This is a genomic window from Arthrobacter sp. TmtSoilC79, from assembly GCF_059739405.1.
The window spans coordinates 1,961,013-1,977,565 of sequence record NZ_AP046051.1; the positions used below are offsets into that span (position 1 = coordinate 1,961,013).

18 protein-coding genes and 1 tRNA gene are annotated in these 16,553 nt (G+C 61.5%); 13 read left to right on the forward strand and 6 right to left on the reverse strand.

Annotated elements, in window-relative coordinates; translation table 11 throughout:
• Positions 1-279 precede the first annotated feature (279 nt).
• From AC6JA3_RS09075 to AC6JA3_RS09105, 7 genes are all read left to right on the forward strand, one after another.
• Positions 280-699 carry a DUF3052 domain-containing protein gene (locus tag AC6JA3_RS09075; RefSeq protein WP_026542347.1) on the forward strand — a complete coding sequence of 140 codons (420 nt, stop codon included), beginning with the start codon at positions 280-282 and terminating at the stop codon, positions 697-699.
• Complete coding sequence (locus AC6JA3_RS09080) at positions 696-1,199, forward strand: peroxiredoxin (RefSeq protein ID WP_497920079.1); 504 nt, start codon at positions 696-698, stop codon at positions 1,197-1,199. The genes AC6JA3_RS09075 and AC6JA3_RS09080 overlap by 4 nt, the downstream gene beginning before the upstream one ends.
• Positions 1,196-2,152: an NAD-dependent protein deacetylase gene (locus AC6JA3_RS09085; RefSeq protein WP_497920080.1), complete on the forward strand. Its 957-nt coding sequence runs from the start codon at positions 1,196-1,198 to the stop codon at positions 2,150-2,152. The genes AC6JA3_RS09080 and AC6JA3_RS09085 overlap by 4 nt, the downstream gene beginning before the upstream one ends.
• A gap of 55 nt (positions 2,153-2,207) precedes the next feature.
• Positions 2,208-2,283: transfer RNA gene (locus tag AC6JA3_RS09090), tRNA-Val, on the forward strand.
• A gap of 116 nt (positions 2,284-2,399) precedes the next feature.
• Positions 2,400-2,690 (forward strand): hypothetical protein, encoded by a 291-nt coding sequence (locus AC6JA3_RS09095; protein WP_035761159.1) that lies wholly within the window; start codon positions 2,400-2,402, stop codon positions 2,688-2,690.
• Between the two features lie 232 nt (positions 2,691-2,922).
• Positions 2,923-3,717 carry an IclR family transcriptional regulator gene (locus AC6JA3_RS09100; protein WP_497920081.1) on the forward strand — a complete coding sequence of 265 codons (795 nt, stop codon included), beginning with the start codon at positions 2,923-2,925 and terminating at the stop codon, positions 3,715-3,717.
• A 167-nt stretch (positions 3,718-3,884) separates the two neighbouring features.
• Positions 3,885-5,243 (forward strand): MFS transporter, encoded by a 1,359-nt coding sequence (locus AC6JA3_RS09105; protein ID WP_035761160.1) that lies wholly within the window; start codon positions 3,885-3,887, stop codon positions 5,241-5,243.
• 125 nt (positions 5,244-5,368) lie between these two features.
• Here AC6JA3_RS09105 and AC6JA3_RS09110 read toward each other — a convergent pair whose 3' ends face one another.
• Together AC6JA3_RS09110 and AC6JA3_RS09115 are read right to left on the reverse strand one after the other, a co-directional pair.
• A complete protein-coding gene (locus tag AC6JA3_RS09110) occupies positions 5,369-5,872 on the reverse strand; it encodes an immunity protein CdiI family protein (protein WP_347783270.1) in 504 nt (167 codons plus the stop codon).
• A 100-nt stretch (positions 5,873-5,972) separates the two neighbouring features.
• A complete protein-coding gene (locus AC6JA3_RS09115) occupies positions 5,973-7,040 on the reverse strand; it encodes a D-2-hydroxyacid dehydrogenase (RefSeq protein WP_347783271.1) in 1,068 nt (355 codons plus the stop codon).
• Positions 7,041-7,110: 70 nt separating this feature from the next.
• Here AC6JA3_RS09115 and AC6JA3_RS09120 point away from each other — a divergent pair, with 70 nt between their 5' ends.
• From AC6JA3_RS09120 to AC6JA3_RS09130, 3 genes are read left to right on the forward strand one after another with little or no spacing between them, the layout of a single operon-like run.
• Positions 7,111-8,022: an NAD(P)-dependent oxidoreductase gene (locus AC6JA3_RS09120; RefSeq protein WP_347783272.1), complete on the forward strand. Its 912-nt coding sequence runs from the start codon at positions 7,111-7,113 to the stop codon at positions 8,020-8,022.
• A gap of 32 nt (positions 8,023-8,054) precedes the next feature.
• Positions 8,055-8,825, forward strand: a complete 771-nt coding sequence (locus tag AC6JA3_RS09125) for an SDR family oxidoreductase (protein ID WP_347783273.1) — start codon at positions 8,055-8,057, stop codon at positions 8,823-8,825.
• The gene (locus AC6JA3_RS09130) at positions 8,825-9,871 is read left to right on the forward strand and encodes an L-idonate 5-dehydrogenase (protein WP_223943244.1); all 1,047 of its coding nucleotides are present in this window, start codon (positions 8,825-8,827) and stop codon (positions 9,869-9,871) included. Before AC6JA3_RS09125 ends, AC6JA3_RS09130 begins: the two co-directional genes overlap by 1 nt.
• Before the next feature lie 3 nt (positions 9,872-9,874).
• Here AC6JA3_RS09130 and AC6JA3_RS09135 read toward each other — a convergent pair whose 3' ends face one another.
• Positions 9,875-10,603 (reverse strand): FadR/GntR family transcriptional regulator, encoded by a 729-nt coding sequence (locus AC6JA3_RS09135; RefSeq protein WP_223943243.1) that lies wholly within the window; start codon positions 10,601-10,603, stop codon positions 9,875-9,877.
• A gap of 252 nt (positions 10,604-10,855) precedes the next feature.
• On the opposite strand from AC6JA3_RS09135, the gene gnd reads away from it, so the two are divergent.
• Both gnd and AC6JA3_RS09145 read left to right on the forward strand, forming a co-directional pair.
• Entirely contained in the window at positions 10,856-12,292 is a 1,437-nt protein-coding gene (gnd, locus tag AC6JA3_RS09140; RefSeq protein ID WP_014922062.1) for an NADP-dependent phosphogluconate dehydrogenase, read from the forward strand.
• Between the two features lie 125 nt (positions 12,293-12,417).
• Entirely contained in the window at positions 12,418-13,257 is an 840-nt protein-coding gene (locus AC6JA3_RS09145; RefSeq protein ID WP_026548226.1) for an oxidoreductase, read from the forward strand.
• On the opposite strand, the gene epsC is transcribed toward AC6JA3_RS09145, so the two are convergent.
• The 3 genes from epsC to msrA form a co-directional block, all read right to left on the reverse strand.
• Positions 13,254-13,838, reverse strand: a complete 585-nt coding sequence (gene epsC / locus AC6JA3_RS09150; RefSeq protein WP_026542360.1) for a serine O-acetyltransferase EpsC — start codon at positions 13,836-13,838, stop codon at positions 13,254-13,256. The two genes, AC6JA3_RS09145 and epsC, sit on opposite strands and share 4 nt — an antisense overlap.
• A 41-nt stretch (positions 13,839-13,879) precedes the next feature.
• On the reverse strand, positions 13,880-14,815 hold the full coding sequence (gene cysK, locus AC6JA3_RS09155) for a cysteine synthase A (protein WP_024817121.1): 936 nt from the start codon (positions 14,813-14,815) through the stop codon (positions 13,880-13,882).
• A gap of 66 nt (positions 14,816-14,881) precedes the next feature.
• Positions 14,882-15,406 (reverse strand): peptide-methionine (S)-S-oxide reductase MsrA, encoded by a 525-nt coding sequence (gene msrA / locus AC6JA3_RS09160; protein WP_026542361.1) that lies wholly within the window; start codon positions 15,404-15,406, stop codon positions 14,882-14,884.
• A gap of 135 nt (positions 15,407-15,541) precedes the next feature.
• Between msrA and AC6JA3_RS09165 the strand changes: the two genes are divergently transcribed.
• Complete coding sequence (locus tag AC6JA3_RS09165; protein WP_035761162.1) at positions 15,542-16,471, forward strand: Nif3-like dinuclear metal center hexameric protein; 930 nt, start codon at positions 15,542-15,544, stop codon at positions 16,469-16,471.
• The last annotated feature ends 82 nt before the right edge of the window (positions 16,472-16,553 follow it).

A 16,553-nucleotide genomic window follows, 5' to 3' on the forward strand; every position in this document is an offset into this window, starting at 1 on the left:
CGCTTGGCTGCCCAGTAGAATTCATCGGGGCGATCGCCCTGCAGCCAGAGCGCTCATGGCCACTCTAGCTTTCACTGCCCTGCGATGCGTAGCCGTGGGCCCCGAGGGGCGTTGTATGTCACATTTCGGCGGCCCGCGTGACCGAAAGCACGTGGTTGTCAAAGCCCCGAAACGCCCCCGGTAGTGCGGAATGTGGCCTGCGGCAGGGACAATGGCTTGAAGCACACGCCCAAAGGGTGTTGGCTGTTAGTAATGGAAGTCACTTCAAAAGGAGGAAACGTGAGCGAGGCCGACGCCGCCACATCGGTAAATGTGGCGGAACGAATGGGTTTCAAAGATGGGGATCTGATTCAGGAGCGCGGCTACGACGACGACGTCGACTTCGACTTGCGTGACGACATTGAAGATGTCACGGGCTCTGAGCTGCTGGATGAAGACGACCACGACGTAGTAGATGCCGTTGTCTTTTGGTGGCGGGATGGCGACGGTGATCTGGTTGATGCCCTGATGGATTCGCTCACGACACTGAAGGAAGGCGGAGTTGTCTGGGTACTGACCCCTAAGTCAGGCCGTGACAACTATGTTTCCCCGGCTGACATCCAGGACGCGGCCCCCACGTCCGGACTGCACCTGACTACCTCCGCAGGGGTGTCTAAAGACTGGAGTGCCACCCGACTGGTGCCGAAGAAGAACAAGTGATCGATGTCCGACTGGCCCCGGCTCCAGCGGTGATACCGCAGCCGGGCCAACCTGCCCCGGACTTCGAGTTGGTCAACCAATTCGGCGAGCCTGTCCGACTGTCCAATTATCGGGGCAGGAATGTAGTCGTGGTGTTTTACCCCTTCGCATTCTCAGGGATCTGCACGGGTGAACTATGTGAGATCCGCGACAATATTGCAGCGTTCGAAGATTCGAACGCCGTGGTTCTTGCGGTCTCAGTAGACAGCAAGTTCACCCTTCGCGCTTATGCCCAACAGGAGAGCTATGGCTTTGACCTGTTGGCCGATTTTTGGCCTCATGGTGCTGCAGCCCGGACGTACGGAGTTTTCGACGACGTCAGTGGCATGGCTTTGAGGGGAACGTTCATCATCGATGCCGAAGGCATCATTCGCTACGTCGTGGTCAATCCACGCGGCCAGGCGAGGGACTTGGCTGAGTACCGCCAAGCACTCGCGGCGCTGAACGGGCACGGAGCATGACTGACCACCGGCCCGGAGTCGGCATGACAGGTTTTGCCAGCATGGCTCCCGCGCCGGTGTCTCAACTGGATCCCGGGGAACTCACTGCCGTCAGGCAAGCTGCAGGCATTATTGCGGGAAAGCGTCTAGCTGTCCTGACTGGCGCCGGACTGAGCACCGACTCCGGCATCCCGGATTATCGAGGTCCTGGTTCTGCGCCCCGTAATCCCATGACCTTCCAGGAGTTCATCGGCAGTGAAGCCAACCGGAGGCGCTATTGGGCCCGGAACCATCTGGGATGGTCCCATTTGAGGCACGCGGACCCCAACGCAGGACATGCGGCTGTGGCTCTTATGGAGCGCAGGGGACTGATGACCGGCCTCATTACCCAAAACGTGGACAGGCTTCACGAGGACGCGGGCAGCGTCAACGTGGTGGATTTGCACGGCCGTTTTGATCAGGTGGTTTGTTTGGAGAACGGGCACACCTTCAGCAGGGGGCTCATTGCAGCCATTCTGGAGGAGATTAATCCCGGGTTCATCGAGGCCGCGGTGGAGTCCGGGCTCGTGGAAATGGCCCCCGATGCTGATGCCACAGTTGAGGATCCGGAGCTGATCACGTCATTTGTCATGGCTGTCTGCCCCCGGTGCGGGGGGACGCTCAAGCCAGATTTCGTCTATTTTGGCGAAAACGTGCCCAAGGACCGGGTGGAGCGTGCCTATGGCATGGTGGATCAAGCTGAGGCGCTCCTCGTGGCGGGTTCGTCACTGACGGTCCAGAGCGGGTTGCGCTTTGTGCGCCATGCGGCAAAGGCCGGGAAACCCGTGCTCATCATCAACCGCGGAACCACCCGGGGCGATGACTTCGCCACGATGAAACTCGAGCTTGGAGTCAGCGGGGCCTTGGACTATCTGGCCCGGAACCTGCCTGATCTTCCCAGCGGGAATTCGCCGATTGGCATTTCTCCCAATTGATCATGTAGAGTCATTGTTCGTTGGTTGAAGCGCTAAGGCACTGAAGCCGCAAGATGGGTCTTTAGCTCAGCTGGTAGAGCGCCACGTTTACACCGTGGATGTCATCGGTTCGATCCCGGTAGGACCCACCAAGTGAAACCCCGTCAATCCAGGCCTTGCGGCTGGGATTGGCGGGGTTTTTGTATTCCCGGGCCACAGTGGCCCGGCCATGGACATAATGTCAGGGCCTGCTCTTAGTGTCCTCTCCATGGAGCACGTGTATATCCGCAGCAGCGCGCAAGGAACACCGGTTGTGGTCGTCAGGGGAAGCCGGGAGTGGCAGATCGTCGTGGAGCCCGTGCGTTGGTTTGAGCGCATTCCCTGGTGGGAGCAATCACGGCGGATGCCGCGGGGGCAAGGCCGCGTGGATGTGGAGGTCTGGCAAGTCCAGGTCCGTTTGGGAAACAATGTCCGGTCGGGCATCGCTACATGGGAACTGGTGCGGGACGGTGCAGGTGGGGGCTGGAGCCTCCGGGGCGAAGAAGTGGCCGCGGCCTAGCTTTCCCCGGGGAAATGGATGAGCTCTCCACCACGACTATTGGGGGATGCCGCGGTGGAGAGCTCGAAAATGAATATACAGCGAACTTTTGGGTTTGAAAAGCCGGGCATGGCCATCTGCCCGGCCCCGCAGCTGATCGTGCGTGAAGAGCCCGATTCTGCCACCGCCCTGCCACTATGATGGGAAGTGTTCAGCTGATTGAACGTAATGAGAGTACTGACGAAGGAGAATCATGGCAGATTCCCGCACCACCCGTTCTGAAGGGCTGGGCGCTTCGTCGCCGGCGCCGGCCGTAACCCGAGCAGCCGCTGTGCTTGACGCTCTGGCGGGGTCTTCATCAGGACGGCTGACGCTGAGCGACCTTTCCCGTGAACTCGGCATCCCCAAATCATCCACGTCCAATCTTTTGCTGGCATTGGAGGAAGCCCGCCTGATCACCCGCCAGGGCGGCGACTTTGCCTTGGGGCGGAAGCTGGTGGAGCTCGGCGCGGCCTACCTTAGCCGCCTCGATGAAGTTCAGGAGTTCTACAAGTATTGTGAGCAGGCTCCGACGCTTTCCGGTGAGACGGTGCGCATCGCCATGCTCGACGGCGACCACGTGATCTACCTGGCCCGGTACGAGGGGCATCCGGCAGTGAGGCTGACGTCCAATATCGGGGACAAGATGCCTGTGTCCCTGTGCAGTGTAGGAAAAGCCCTCCTGGCACAACTGCATGACCACGATATTGAGTCCTTGTTCCCTGATGGCATGGAACTTCCGGTGATGACCTCAAATTCACTGCGCACCGCTGAAGAGCTCAAATCACAGATAGCCGACATCCGGAAGCAGGGATTCGCGTTCGAAGACGAAGAGTCCACAGTAGGCGTGGTTTGCCTGGCCGTGCCCGTACCCACGCACGGCGCCCACGGCCCAAGCCTGGGGTTGTCCGTGACTGCCCTGAAGGCGACCTATTCCCAGGAGCAGGGGGCATTGATGGTCAAAGAGCTCAAGGAGTTGGCCCGCTCGCTGGGCAATCCCATGGGGTAGCGACTGGCCAATCACCTCAATCACCTCAATCAACTCCATCAGATTAAATCTGATTACAACCTTGGCAGTTGGTTCAACAAGCTGTACGCTGTTCATCATAGTGATCTTGGCGGTGATGCCATCACTATCTCGCCGGGCCAACGGGGGCCTGGGGTGATTTTGAGGGAGTGCTTGTGATAACTCGTACTAATGCACAGATCGCAGCTGAGGCTGACGATGCTGTGGTTGCGCCGGAACAGCTGCGCCGGGCTACCTTGGCCAGTTCAGTTGGTTCAGCCTTGGAGTACTACGACTTCTACATTTATGGTCTGGCTTCCGCGCTGATTTTTGGCCCATTGTTCTTTTCGCCTCTCGGCCCGGACGGTGCCTTGATCGCCTCCTTCGCCACATATGGTGTCGGTTTCGCCGCCCGCCCCTTTGGTGGGTTGATCTTTGGCTACATCGGGGACCGGTTCGGCCGGAAGATGGTTCTGATCCTGACCATCGCTTTGATGGGTACAGCAAGCTTCGCCATTGGGTTGCTTCCCACCTTCGAGCAGGCCGGAATGCTCGGCGCTGTGCTGCTGGTGACGTTGCGGATCATCCAGGGACTCGGTGCCGGCGCCGAGCAGGCAGGCGCCACCACGCTGATCTCCGAGGTAGCTCCGCGTCGTCGTCGTGGGTTCTTCGCCTCGTTGCCATTCGTGGGCATCCAGTTGGGAACCCTTCTGGGCGCGGGGACGTTTGCCTTGATCGCCATGGCTGACAAGGAAGTCCTGCAGGGTTGGCTGTGGCGCGTACCGTTCCTGGCAAGCTTCATCCTGATTGCTGTGGCTATCTTCATCCGCCTCAAGCTCAAGGAGACTCCTGCCTTCCAGGAGTTGGAAAAGCACAAGAACGTGGTCAAGAACCCGATCGGTGCGCTGTGGAAGCACTCCAAGAAGAATGTGCTCCTGGGCATTGGGCTCCGTATGGGAGAAAACGGCAACTCGTCCATCTACTCGGCGTTGCTGGTGTCATTCATGAGCATGCCCGCCGGTGTCTTTGCCGGAAACAACTCGATTGGTCCTGTGGGCCTGTTGATCGCCGCAGGCTTTGCTGCAGTCCTGGTGGTGACGTTCGGTGCACTGTCCGATAAGTACGGCCGTGTTCCGGTGTACCGTTACGGCGCACTCTTCCAGGCAATCATTGCTGTTCCTGCCTTCTACTTGGTCACTTTGGGCAACGTCACCCTCGTATGGGTTGTCATGGCTGTGGGCATCGCTATCGGTGTCCAGTCAATGCTGGGCCCCCAGTGTGCGCTGCTTCCGGAACTGTTCGGCTCCCAGTACCGCTTTACCGGTGTGGCAATGAGCCGCGAGATCTCGGCCGTCCTGGCTGGTGGCCTCGCACCACTGCTGGGTGCGCTGATGTTGGCAGCGACCAACCATTCATGGCTGGTGTTGGCTATCTACTCACTGGTCCTGGCGCTCATTTCCTTCGTCACCACGTTCTTCACCCCGGAGACGGCGGGCCGCGACCTCGTCAGCACAGAAGACGCCAAGTAGCGTCCCGGCACAACTGCGTCCGGCACAACTGCGTCCGGCACAACTGCGTCCGGCACAACAAAAAAGCGCGGCACCCTCCACTCGGAGAGTGCCGCGCTGTTGTCGTCGAGGATGCCTTCAACGTCCTATTCCGGTTCGGCCCGCGTCGGCCTGAACACCTTGCCCGAAAGGGGAGCGGTGGCGAACCATCCCGTACCTTCACCGGGCTGGCGGGCGGCAAGGGCCCGGAAGGCTTCCTCCTTCCCTGCCTGTGCCGCAGCTGCAAGGGCGTCGAAGGCAGCAACGGCGGTGGCGTTGGGCGCCTTCGTCCCATGGAATCGGCGTGCCTGCGCGTTTTCCCCGTAGGGCTTGAATTCAACTTGGTAGCCGTCGCCTAGTTCGTCCGCCACCCGCTGGGCCAGGCGCTGACCTTCTACGGTGTATTTGGCAGCTCTTTCCGTTGACTTCCAGGTAAAGTCCCGGGTCAAGGAATCGTAGTAGAACTGTTCCCAGTCCCGGAGTTCATGCACCAGTTCCTCCGTTAACCCGGTGAGGGAGTACTCGATGGGAACATCAAGCCAGAGCACCGTATCCCCGTAGTCCGGAAAGAAGCGCACGACAGTGCGTTGCGGGATCTCCGAGGCGTTCATGTGGCGATGCTACGCCGTCCGATACAACAAAGGCACGGCCAAAACTGCCATGGCCGTGCCTTTGCACTGAACTTACGTAAGCCCGTGGGCGGAACGAGGATTAGTAGAAGTGGATGGGGTCCACCAGGTGGGGCAGTTCGCCGCCGGCCAGGAAGGTACGAAGGTTGCTGCAGAACCGTTCCGCGATGAGGCGGTTCTCGGCGGCGCTCAGGGCGGAAGTGTGCGGGGACACCAGGACCTTGGGGTGGCTCCACAGGGGACTGTCCTGGGGGAGTGGTTCGACGGCAAAGACGTCCAGGCAGGCATAGGAAACCTGTCCGTTGTCCAGTGCTTCAAGCAGGGCGTCCTCGTCCACCACCGTTCCGCGACCCACATTGACGAATACTGTTCCGGGCTTCATGGCGTTGAAGATGTCCTTATTGAACAGCTTCTCCGTGTAGGGGGTGCCGGGAAGGGTGTTCACTACAGCATCGGCGTCGGCGAGCAATCCGGGCAGGCCGTCGTTATCGGTGACCTCATCAATGCCCTCGATGGCCCCGACGTTGCGTTTGGTGCCGCTGACCTTCATCCCGAGGGCGCGCGCAATCCGTGCTGTTTCCATTCCGATTTCGCCCAGGCCGGCAATGATCAGTTTGGAGCCATTGGCCAACTTGGTGGGGGTGCGCAGCTCGGGCCAGGATTTGGCTGCCTGGTCCTGTGTCATCTCTGCGCTGCGCTTGAAACCGCTGAGGATGCCGAACGCGGAGAACTCGGCCAACGGAAGTGCATGGACTCCGGCTGAGGTGGTGACGTGGAACTTCTGCAGGGTTTCGGTATCCAGGCCTGAAGCCTTGACCGCTCCACCGGCTCCTGCGGCCATGGCGTGGATCCATGCCAGGTGCGGGTTCTCCACAGCGATGCGCGCCAGGCCGGCGGGGCTTTCGTTGGGGAAGCCGTAAAGAACCTGGGCCCGGTTCAACATGGCCCAGTAGCGTTCCTCCTGCTCGGGCGTCCGCTTGAAAGCGGGGTCGCCGGCATGATCGGCCGGGAAGCGCTCCGGGGGGAGCAGTTCGGGATCGTAGAGAACTGTTACGGAGGGATCTACAGCGCGGATCAGCTCTACGTGCTCTGCTTCGAGCGGCACAGCGATGGCGATGGTAAGTTCATCAGTCGTCATAGTGTTCATCATACTGAATGGAGGCTAGGATATTGAACAGTTTCCTGAAGATGAACCACAAAGAAGTGAGGTGTTACCTGCAGTGATCAGCAAACGTGTGGGCTTCGTCGGCCTGGGACTGATGGGAGCGCCCATGGCCGCCAACATCGCCCAAGCCGGATGGAACATCACCGCCTGGAACCGCTCTCCGGCCGCCTTTGACAACCTCCCCAACGTTGGGCGGGCGGAAAGCGTTGCTGCACTGCGCGATGAAGAGGCGATGATCTTCATGCTTCCCGACCTTCCCTTCATCGAAGAAGCTGCTGTGGACCTGCTTGAATCGTGGCGGAACGAACCGCCCAAGCCGGGTACCGCCGTCGTCATCATGAGCAGCGTCTCGCCAACTGGGGTCCAGCAGTTCGGGGAGGCCGTACACCAGGCAAGCCACGGCAACGCGGCAGTGGTGGACGCCCCGGTCAGTGGTGGTACGGCTGGTGCGGAAAGCGGAACCCTGGCCATCATGGTGGGCGCCGCCGAACCCCAATTCCAGGACCTGTTGCCGCTGCTTCGTGCCATGGGAACCACTGTCCGGAGGATGGGCCCCCTCGGGGCGGGTTCGCTTGCCAAAGCCTGCAACCAACTGATTGTCGGAACCACGACGGCGGCACTTGCCGAAGCGGCCGAGCTCGCCGAACGCTCCGGCATGGATGTGCAGGCCCTCTTTGACGTCCTGTCCGGAGGGCTGGCCGGCAGCCGGGTGCTGGACAACGTTGGCCCCCGCCTGGCCGCCAAGGACTATGCGCCCACCGGCCCCGCCAAGTTCATGCATAAGGATCTTGGCTTTGTCCTGGGCAGCGCGGCAGCCGTTGGCTCGGCCGTTCCCTTGGCGAGCGCAGCCCTTGACCTCTACGCCGAACTCAAACGCCAGGGCCTGGGCGACCAGGACCTTTCAGTGGTTCGTCAAACCATCGCAAACCTGAGCGGCGAAAACCAAGTTTCGTCCAACATCAACTAAACGGCGCAACGACAAAGGAATGAAGAGCAAACATGACTGGACCTTTTGATCTGACCGGGCGGGTTGCCTTGGTGACAGGCTCAAGCAGGGGAATAGGCAATGCCCTGGCCAGGGGATTGGCCGATGCCGGGGCCACGGTGGTGTTGAACGGCATCAACCCGGAACGGCTGGAAGCTGCCCACGCAGCCATGGCTGCCGACTATCCCGCCGCCCAGGTGCACAGCCGCGCCTTCGACGTCACGGACGCCGCCTCCGCCGCTGAGGGCGTTGCCTGGATAGAACAGAACGTCGGCCCGTTGGAGATCCTGGTGAACAACGCAGGAATCCAGCACCGCGTCCCCATGCTGGATTTGGACGTCAAGGACTGGGACCGGGTCATCACCACGGACCTGACCAGCGCTTTCCTGGTAGGCAGGGAAGCTGCCAGGCATATGATTCCCCGGGGACGGGGAAAGATCATCAATATCTGTTCGGTCCAGACGGACCTGGCCCGTCCCACCATCGCCCCCTATGTTGCCGCCAAGGGCGGGCTGCGGAACCTGACCCGCGCCATGACGGCTGAATGGGCCGCCTCCGGCCTGCAGATCAACGGCATAGCACCGGGGTACATCCACACAGAAATGACGCAGAACCTGGTGGACGATCCCGACTTCAACTCCTGGATCCTTGGCCGCACCCCTGCCAACCGCTGGGGAACAGTGGCTGATCTCGCCGGACCAGTGGTGTGGCTCTCATCGCAGGCATCCAACTTTGTCAACGGCCAGACGATCTTCGTCGACGGCGGAATGACGGTGGTGGTCTGATGGGCATCACTCTTCCGGCTTCCGGCCCCGCTGTGGTGGCCCACGGCAAAGGCGATCTCCGCATCGAGGATATTCCGCTCACTGCCCCAGGACCCGCCGAGGCGATCGTTGAGATCGCGTACGGCGGCATCTGTGGCTCGGATCTCCACTACTGGTTGCATGGCGCCGCAGGAGAATCGATCCTCAAAGATCCCATGGTCCTTGGACACGAGATTGTGGGAACAGTGCTTCAGCAGGCAGCGGATGGTTCGGGCCCCGCCGCGGGTACTCCGGTGGCCGTCCACCCCGCGACTCCGGCGGCCGGTGATGCCAGGTATCCGGAGGACCGGCCCAACCTCTCGCCGGGCTGCACGTACCTGGGCAGTGCTGCCCGGCATCCGCATACCGACGGCGCATTCAGCCGCTACGCCAACCTGCCCTCCAGGATGCTCCGCCCGCTGCCGGCAAACCTTGACCTCCGTACTGCCGCGCTGGTGGAGCCCGCCAGCGTCGCCTGGCATGCCGTCTCCCGCGCCGGAGACGTCGCCGGAAAGTCGGCCCTGGTCATCGGCAGCGGCCCCATCGGTGCGCTCGCCGTCGCCGTCCTCAAGCGCGCCGGCGCGGCCAGGATCGTCGCCGTGGACATGCATGACAAACCATTGGAGATTGCCCGTGCTGTTGGCGCCGACGAGGTCCTCAAGGGCGACCAAGCCGAGGCCATTGCGGCGGTGGATGCCGACGTCGTCATCGAATCCTCGGGAAGCCACTTCGGTCTCGCCTCGGCCATCAAGGGTGCCACCCGTGGAGGAAAAGTGGTGATGGTTGGCCTCCTGCCCTCAGGCCCGCAGCCGGTTTTTATCTCCCTTGCCATTACCCGCGAGCTGGAACTCCTTGGCTCGTTCCGTTTCAACGACGAAATTGACCACGTTATTACGGCTTTGGCGGACGGCTCGTTGTTTGTGGACCCTGTTGTGACCCACGAATTCGACCTCGCCCACGGCCTGGAGGCCTTTGAGGTGGCCAGGAACTCCGCGGAGTCCGGAAAGGTCCTGTTGAACTTCGGCTAGCTGTCAGTTCCTGGAGACAGGGACGAACACGCGGGGCTGGTCATCCCAACTGGGTGCCAGCTCCGCAATGGTCTGCCGCATGATCCTGGCTGCGGCGTCGCGCGCTACCGGGCCGTCACCGGCGTCGATGGCGTGGGCGACGTCCATGTGCCATTGGAGTGCCTGCTTCTGGGGATGCTCGGGCATGAGGCCGTGCACCGTACGGCCGGTGAGCGTCTCGGTGACCTGGCCAATGAGGTTGGCGAACATCTCGTTGCCCGAACCCGACAACACCAGGGCGTGGAAACGGATATCGAGGTCCAGGAACGTTGCCATGTCGCCGGCATCGCCGGCTTCCTTCATGGCCAGGGATATCTGCACCAGCTCCTGACGGAGGCTCTCCGGTGCATTGCCTGCGGCCAGTTCGGCGGCTACAGGCTCGACGGCGGAACGCAGCTCCGCGAGTGATCGCAGCTGGGCGCCCCGCCCCTCGCCGGCCAGCCGCCAACGAATGACCAAGGGGTCGAACGGATTCCAGCGGTGGGCAGGAAGGACCCTGATGCCCACCCGCTTGATGGTCTCCACGAGGCCGAGCGATTGCAAAACGCGGACAGCTTCACGGACTACCGAGCGGGAGACCTTGAGTTCGTCTTCCAGGTGCTCAGCCAACATCACATGGCCGGCAGGCAAGGCGCCGCCGACAATCCGGGTTCCCAGGTGCTCGACGGCGCGGTGGTGGAGGCTGGTTGACATAGAGGTAAGCATAATGGCGCGGAGAGCACGCGCGTGCAGGATCCGGCGTCACATGCCCGTCCTTGCCGGAGCCGGATCCGGCGCGCGTCATAGACTGTTTATGACGCGGGGAGCTTCCACAACGTGGGCACCGCTTTCCCGCCCACGGTTTTAATACGTATGGTTTATTACAGCCCCTGGTTTTGAAATCGCTTCCTGCATGCCCCCGGAGGGTGCGCGGAACTGTTTGCACACGAACGAATTGGAGTTTTGATGTCAGCACACATCGGTGTCACCGGCCTTGCGGTGATGGGCGCCAACCTGGCCCGCAACCTCGCCCGCAACGGCTTCACCGTGGCTCTTCACAACCGCTCCGTTGAAAAGACTGACGCCCTGCTCGAAAAGCACGGCACCGACGGCGACTTCATCCGCACCGAAACCCTGCAGGAACTCGTCGACTCGCTCGAAAAGCCCCGCCGCGTCCTCATCATGGTCAAGGCCGGCGCTCCGGTGGACAACGTGATCGAGCAACTCGAACCGCTGCTCGAAGCCGGTGACATCATCATTGATGCCGGTAACTCCCACTACGAAGACACCCGCCGTCGCGAAGCCGCGCTGGCCAAGAAGGACCTGCACTTCGTAGGCGTCGGTGTGTCCGGTGGCGAAGAAGGTGCCTTGAACGGCCCGTCCATCATGCCCGGCGGCTCGCGTGAGTCCTACGACGCACTCGGTCCGCTGCTGGAAAAGATTTCGGCAAAGGTCGACGGCGAACCCTGCTGCGCATGGATCGGCACCGACGGCGCCGGCCACTTCGTCAAGATGGTCCACAACGGCATCGAATACGCCGACATGCAGGTCATCGGTGAAGCATTCGACCTCCTCCGCTCCGGCGCCGGCATCGAGCCTGCAGAGCAGTCCAAGATCTTCGCTGAATGGAACAAGGGCGATCTGTCCTCCTTCCTGATCGAAATCTCTGCAGAGGTCCTGGGCCACGTTGACGCCAAGACGGGCAAGCCGTTCGTGGACGTCGTGGTCGATGCCGCAGGCCAGAAGGGCACGGGCCGCTGGACGGTCATTTCCGCCCTGGAACTTGGGTCCCCGGTCTCCGGCATCGCCGAGTCCGTTTTTGCCCGTGCACTCTCTTCCCAGACCGAGCAGCGCAAGCTTGGCCAGGAACTGCTCGCCGGCGAAGAAGCCTCCGTGGAAATCCCCGAGACTTTCGTCGAGGACGTCCGCCAGGCACTCTACGCCTCCAAGCTGGTCTCCTACGCCCAGGGCCTGGACATGCTGACCTCCGCTGCCAAGGAGTATGGCTGGGACCTCAAGCTGGATGAAATCGCTTCGCTCTGGCGCGCCGGCTGCATCATCCGTGCAGAGCTGCTCAAGGACATCACCAAGGCCTACGCAGCCGAGGAGAAGCCCGCAAACCTGCTGTTCGCACCGGCCTTCACCAAGGCCATCGCCGAGGCACTCCCGGCGTGGCGCCGCGTGGTAGCCACGGCAGTTCAGCTGGGCATCCCCGTACCCGTGTTCTCCTCCTCGCTGGCCTACTATGACGGCCTGCGCCGCAAGCGCGTCGCTGCTGCCCTGATCCAGGGCCAGCGCGACCTCTTTGGTGCCCACACCTACGGCCGCGTGGACACCGAGGGCACGTTCCACACGCTCTGGGGCGAAGACAAATCCGAAATCTCGGCAGTCGACACCCACTAGCATCGCGTTCACCGTCAAAGGCCGGCCCACCCCAGTTACGCTGGGGTGGGCCGGCCTTTGCCGTATCTGAACAGCCCAGCCGAACCTGAACAGCCCAGCCGAACCTGAACAGAAGGATAACCGTGATGGCATCACGCGTTGCGCTCGTCACTGGCGCATCCACAGGAATCGGTTTCGTCACCGCGATCGCCCTCCGGGCCGCAGGATTCACGGTCTACGCCGGCGCTCGACGGGTCGATAAAATGGAGCCGCTGGCCAGCCGCGGCATCACGGTGTTGTCCTTGGATGTCCAATCGGAAGAATCTATGGCGTCGGCAGTGGCATTCATCGAAGCGGCCCATGGGCACCTTGACGTGCTGGTCAACAATGCCGGTTACGGCTCCTATGGCTCACTTGAAGAAGTCCCATTGGCCGAGGGGAGGCGTCAGTTCGAGGTCAACGTCATGGGCCTGGCAAGAATGACCCAACTCGTGCTCCCTGCAATGCGCAAGGCACGTGCGGGCCGGATCATCAACGTGACGTCAATCGGCGGAAAAATATATGAACCGCTGGGGGCCTGGTATCACGCAACCAAGTTCGCCGTGGAGGGTATGAGTGATTCACTGCGCCTGGAACTGAAGCCGTTCGGCATCGACGTCGTGATCATCGAACCATCCGGGACCAAGAGTGAATGGGGCACCATTGCGGGGGAGGGGCTGCTGGCCACGTCCGGCGACGGGCCCTACCAACAGCAAGCCCATGTTGTTGCCGCTGCGCTGGCGTCGACCGCAGGTGAAGGCCACATCTTGTCCACACCGGTACGGGTTGTTGCAAATGTGATCGTCCGGGCCGCAACGGCAAAACGCCCCAGGACCCGCTACCCGGTGGGCAGGGGAGCCTGGAGCGTCCTGGCGCTGCGAAGGATCCTTCCGGATCGGGCCTTCGATGCCGTCTTCTGGAATTTCTACAGAAGGCTCGCTGGCTAGATCCGGTACTCGATGTAATACTCTGCCGGGTCCACGGCCGGCTTCGTTTCTGACCGGGCATCGCGGTGCCGCCATGTGGCCGGAATGCCGGTGATGATGGACTCCGGAGGCGCGTCCTTGACTACCACGGCATTGGCGCCGATCGCGCTGCCGGCTCCGATGGTAATAGGGCCAAGCACCTTCGCCCCGGCGCCGATGGTGACACGGTCCCCGATGGTGGGATGCCGCTTGACCTTGGCCAGTGATCGTCCGCCCAGCGTTACACCGTGGTAGATCATCACGTCCTCGCCGATTTCGGCGGTTTCCCCGATCACCACACCCATGCCGTGGTCGATGAAGAACCTGCGGCCAATAGTGGCACCAGGATGGATTTCGATACCCGTCATGAACCTGGCCAGCTGGGAGATCAAGCGCGCCGGAAAACGAAGCGCCGGGTTCTGCCACAGCCGGTGCGTTACCCGGTGGGCCCAGATGGCGTGCAGGCCGGAGTATGCGAAAAAGTTCTCAAAAGATCCTCGAGCCGCCGGGTCGTGTGACCGGGCGGCGTCGAGGTCTTCCTTAAGCCTTGCGAAGAAGCTCACAAAGACCTTTCTACAGGAAATGAAGGAATGCAGGCGTCGTGTCAGCCGCGGATGTCGTCGAAGAGCACAGTGGAGATGTAACGCTCTCCAAAGTCGCAGACGACGGCAACAATCAACTTGCCGGCGTTCTCAGGACGCTTGGCAAGCTCGAGGGCACCCCACACGATGGCACCGGAGGAAATGCCACCGAGGATGCCTTCACGGGCTCCGAGTTCACGGGCAACGCGGACGGAGTCTTCCAACGTGGCATCCAGGACTTCGTCGTAAACATTGGTGTCCAGGATTTCGGGAACAAAGTTGGCGCCAATGCCCTGGATCTTGTGGGGTCCCGGAGCGCCACCGTTGAGGATGGCGGAGTCCTTGGGCTCGATGGCCACAATCTGCACGCCCGGCTTGCGTTCCTTAAGGACCTGGCCGACGCCGGTGATGGTTCCGCCGGTGCCTACGCCCGCAACGAAGATGTCCACTTCACCGTCGGTGTCTTCCCAGACTTCCTCGGCGGTGGTGGCGCGGTGGATGGCCGGGTTGGCTTCATTGGCGAACTGCTGCGCCCAAATGGAGTTCTCGGTGTTGGCAACGATTTCCTGGGCCTTTTCGACGGCGCCGCGCATGCCTTCGGATCCGGGCGTCAGGACGATCTCGGCACCGTAAGCGCGCAACATGACGCGGCGCTCTGTGGACATGGTCTCCGGCATGGTCAGGATGACCTTGTAGCCACGTGCTGCGCCCACCAGTGCCAAGGCGATGCCGGTGTTGCCGGAGGTACCTTCGACGATGGTTCCGCCGGGCTTCAAGGCGCCGGACTTTTCGGCAGCGTCAATGATGGCCACACCGATGCGGTCCTTGACGCTGTTGGCCGGGTTGTAGAACTCGAGCTTGACCGCAACCGTGGCGTCGAGGCCTTCGGTGAGCCGGTTCAAACGGACCAGCGGAGTGCGGCCTACCAGCTGCGTGACGTCGTCGTAGATCCTTGCCATGAAAATTACGCCTATCTCTGAAGAGGGAATGCTGAGGTCAGCCTAACCAGCCGGATCGAAACACCGCTAAGCAGTAAGCCATGCAGAGTAATATTTCCGGGCCTTTGCCAGCTTCGGGTTAATAATCACCTGGCAATATCCCTGGTACGGGAATTTGGCGTAGTAATTCTGGTGGACTTCCTCGGCCTCATGGAATTCGGGGAGCCGGCTGACCTCGGTCACAATCGGATCGGACCACAGGGCCTGGGCCCGCTCGATGGCCTCCTCGAACAACACCTTTTCTTCCGTGGTGGTGTAGAACATCGAGGACCTGTACTGGGTTCCAACGTCATAACCCTGCCGGTTCAAGGTGGTGGGGTCATGCAGGGCAAAGAACATGTCCAGGATGACCTCTTGCGGAACTATGGTCTCGTCGAACGTTACTGCCACCACTTCGGCATGCCCCGTAGTTCCGGAACAGACCTGGTAGTAGTCGGGGTTGCGGACATGGCCGCCTGTGTAGCCCGAGACAACCGAGCTGACACCGCGGGTTTTCTGGTAAACGGCGTCCAGGCACCAGAAGCAGCCACCGCCAAGTACGAAAGTTTTCATGTTCTCTTCAATGGATGGGAGGGCTTGATGATTCCCGCTTCACCTTACGGGAGAATTACGGCACCTGGCAGGTACTTCGGGCGAGCGGACCACCTCATCCGCCGTCGGAGGTCCGAAGTAGGGAAGAATAAGAGCATGGAAGCAGTAAACACCGGCATTTCTGATGCGGATTCGGTCGACGATGACCAAACAGTTGAAGAGGACCAGACAGGTGCCGCCAGCGGTGATCCCACGCTAGGCCAGGTCTTACTGGCGGTTGAGGAACTCTGGCCTGAGTCATTGGCGGAGGACTGGGACGAAGTGGGCTTGGTGGTAGGGCGCCCCAACGTTCCCGTTACCAAGGTCCTTTTTGCGGTGGACCCCACGTTGGATGTTATTGATGAAGCCATTGAGTGGGGCGCCGGGTTGTTGATTACCCACCATCCGCTGCTCCTTAAAGGGGTGAATTCGGTAGCCGCCACCTCGGCAAAGGGCCTGGCGGTCCACCGGTTGATCGAGGCCGGGACCGGACTCCTGACCGTCCATACCAACGGGGATTCCGCCGTCGGAGGAGTTTCGGACGTCCTTGCCGACGCTTTTGGACTTGAGAACGTGTCCCCGCTGACACCCGCTGCCAACGGCTTGCCTGAAGAAGGCATAGGCCGGGTGGGCGACCTGCCGGAACTCGCCACCCTCGGCGACTTTGCGGCGAGGGTCTTCGAAATGCTTCCGGCAGTGGCCGGTGGTGTCCGCGTTGCCGGGGACAAGGACGGACTGGTCCGGCGGGTCGCAGTGTGCGGTGGGGCCGGAGACAGCCTGTTCGACGCGGTGCGTGCCAGCAACGCCGACGTGTATGTCACCGCGGACATGCGCCACCATCCGGCCTCGGAAGCCCGTGAGGGAGCAAGCAACGGGCGCCCCTACCTGATTGACGTTTCGCATTTTGCCAGCGAATGGCTTTGGCTGCCCGCCGCAGCCGAAGCGCTGGGAAACGTCCTAGCGGACCAAGGCTACGACGTCGAAATCCGCGTCAGCAGCACCAACAGCGATCCTTGGGACTTCATACTCACTCCCGGCGGGGACTAGAGTCTAGAAGGATACGGGCAGCCCCAACAGAACGGGGTTGATCCGGCCGGAACTGATCCCCAGGCCCGGCAGCGACAAGCGG